The organism is Bradyrhizobium sp. P5_C11_2 (assembly GCF_054049755.1).
The window spans coordinates 1-2,433 of record NZ_JBFULT010000817.1 but is presented as its reverse complement, the minus strand read 5'-3'; the positions used below and the strand labels follow the sequence as shown (position 1 = coordinate 2,433).

Below are 2,433 nucleotides of genomic sequence, written 5' to 3'. Positions count from 1 at the left end.
GCAGGGGATCGTGAGCTTCATCGCGCGCTCGGCCTCTCGCACGGCCTGGTCGACGCTGAGGCGGTCGACGCCCGGCATCGAGGCGATCTGCTCGCGCTTGTTGTCGCCGTCGATCAGGAACAGGGGCCAGATCAGATCGTCGGTGGTGAGCACGTTCTCGCGCACCATGCGCCGGGCCCATTCCGCCTTGCGGTTGCGGCGCGGCCGGACGGTCAGATCGAGGGCAGGGGAGGCTGCCGCACCGGGGCGAGCCACCTCGCGCAGTTCGATCGGACGTCCGTATTTGATCGCCATCACTCTTCCTCCGGCTGGAATTATTCTTATACCAGCTCGCATGGTTCCCGCCACCGCGGCTTGACCTGCCGCAAGGCAGAATTGAACTGACGGGGCAGCCGATTGATTTTGCGGGGAGAAGCAGCCAGAAGGGGGCCATGTCCGAGATATCAACCCGCGACGCGGCCCGCGACAGCGCCAATGCCAGGGACGCCGTCAGAGACAATGCCAGAGACAACGCAATGTCGGTGGCTGCGATCTCGTCGGAGCGCGCCGATACCGACGACAATGTCTGGACCCGCCGGCTCGTGCTGTTCCTGCGGGTGATGGCGCTGCTCTCGATCCTCAAAGGTCTCTATCATTGGGCGCAGGTGACCGGCTTCGTCGGCGGCGAGGACGAGGCGTTCGAGAACCAGTCGATGGCCTGGCAGGCCGCGACCGTCTACTTCGCCGTCATCGAGCTCGTTGCCGCCGTCGGCCTGTGGCTCGCGACACCCTGGGGCGCGGTGGTGTGGCTGACCACCGTGGTGTCGATGGCGGTGATCGAACTGATGTTCCCGGGCATCTACGGCGGCAGCCTGGTCGTCGTCGGCGTGGAAGCCTTCATGCTTGCGGCCTATCTCGCGCTCGCCTGGATGGCCGCGCGCGAGCGGCCGCCGTAGCGTGCGCACGCCTCTTGTAGGATGGGTAGAGCGAAGCGAAACCCATCATCGACGTACGCCTGCATCGATGGGTTTCGCTTCGCTCTCCCCACCCTACGATCTGTTCAACTCCGGGACACGCGCGCAGTTGTGCGCGGTTGGTTGACCGTTGGTTGCCTAAAATTTGCGGTAACTTTTCGTTGACTCCGTGCATTCCGCCACAGCTCTTACGCGCGCGTTTCGAAACGGGGCGGCCCTGTACTGGAATGCGACAGGGCCGGCGGACGGAGGGTGAACAGGACCTTGCGACGGTCAACAGACGGTTGCGAAAAGCCCTTGTGGCACAGGCTTAATCCGCAATTCACTGTCTTAAATTCATGATCTCTTTATTCTCTTATTTAAGCGGATCTTCAAACGGCCCCCTTAAGTTGCACCTATCAGACGGAGCACAAGTTTCGTCGAATAAGTGTCGATAAAAACGACAACAGGGGAAGTGTCATGATGAAAGCCGTCGCAACTGCGGCAGATACCGCAGAGCGCGTCTCCGGCCAGCAGGGTTCGGTGCAGTCGCTCTATCTGGAAGCTTTGACTCTGGTGGAGCGGCTGCATCGCCGGCTCCTCGATGTGATCAAGGACGAGTTCGATCGTCGTGGTCGCGCCGACATCAATTCGGTGCAGGCGCTCCTGCTCTACAACATCGGCGACAAGGAGCTGACCGCGGGCGAACTGCGCACGCGCGGTTACTATCTCGGCTCCAACGTCTCCTACAATCTGAAGAAGCTCGTCGAGCTCGGCTTCCTCGATCATCAGCGCTCGCGCGTCGATCGCCGCTCGGTGCGCATCCGCCTGACGCCGCAGGGCCAGGAAGTCCGTCGCATCGTCGACTCCCTCTACCAGAAGCACGTCAAGACGGTGGAGCAGGTCGGTGGCATCTCGGGCGAGGAGTTCTCGACCCTGAACAAGTCGCTGCACCGCCTCGAGCGGTTCTGGACCGACCAGATCCTGTATCGTCTCTGAGCCCTTTTTCGACGGGATCAAGGCCAAGCCGGCCCGCAACAAGACCGGCAAGCCTCCCGAACGTGCCTAACTTCCCCAAGCGCACCGGCCCGGCTCTGCCCGGACCGGTGCGTTTTGTCGTTTCGCGGCTGCGAGAAAATTCGCCGGCCGGGCGGAACCAGTTCCCCGCATCGCCGTTGTGTCTTTCGGATCGGAGGATGCGATGCTGGTCGAACGCGGGTTGCAGGCCATGAACGTCGAGCTCGTGAGCGATGCCTATGCCATCGCCGCCAACTACCTTCGCCGCTCCGGCGCGATCCCCGACACGCTCGTCACCAACGAGCGCCTGCTCGAAATCGTCATCAAGCTGCTCCAGCATGGCGAATTCAACAAGATCAGGCTCGCCAACAAGGCAATCGCCAGGTTCGAGGCGCAGGCCGAGACCCGAGCGGTTGCCTGACCGAAACGCCCGAAATCAGATGACATGAACCAGAGGGGTGACATGGAAGCCGCCATCGACCGC

General features: G+C 62.3%; 3 protein-coding genes and 1 pseudogene. 3 read left to right on the top strand and 1 reads right to left on the bottom strand.

What is annotated here, in order from left to right:
• Positions 1-294 (bottom strand): annotated as a pseudogene (locus tag ACXJL8_RS38960) (porphobilinogen synthase); the annotation flags it as partial.
• Between the two features lie 137 nt (positions 295-431).
• Between ACXJL8_RS38960 and ACXJL8_RS38955 the strand changes: the two are divergent.
• From ACXJL8_RS38955 to ACXJL8_RS38945, 3 genes are all read left to right on the top strand, one after another.
• Positions 432-935, top strand: a complete 504-nt coding sequence (locus ACXJL8_RS38955; RefSeq protein WP_456622196.1) for a DUF6163 family protein — start codon at positions 432-434, stop codon at positions 933-935.
• A 477-nt stretch (positions 936-1,412) separates the two neighbouring features.
• Complete coding sequence (gene ldtR / locus ACXJL8_RS38950) at positions 1,413-1,931, top strand: transcriptional regulator LdtR (protein WP_011087797.1); 519 nt, start codon at positions 1,413-1,415, stop codon at positions 1,929-1,931.
• A 202-nt stretch (positions 1,932-2,133) separates the two neighbouring features.
• The gene (locus tag ACXJL8_RS38945; protein ID WP_456622195.1) at positions 2,134-2,370 is read left to right on the top strand and encodes a hypothetical protein; all 237 of its coding nucleotides are present in this window, start codon (positions 2,134-2,136) and stop codon (positions 2,368-2,370) included.
• The last annotated feature ends 63 nt before the right edge of the window (positions 2,371-2,433 follow it).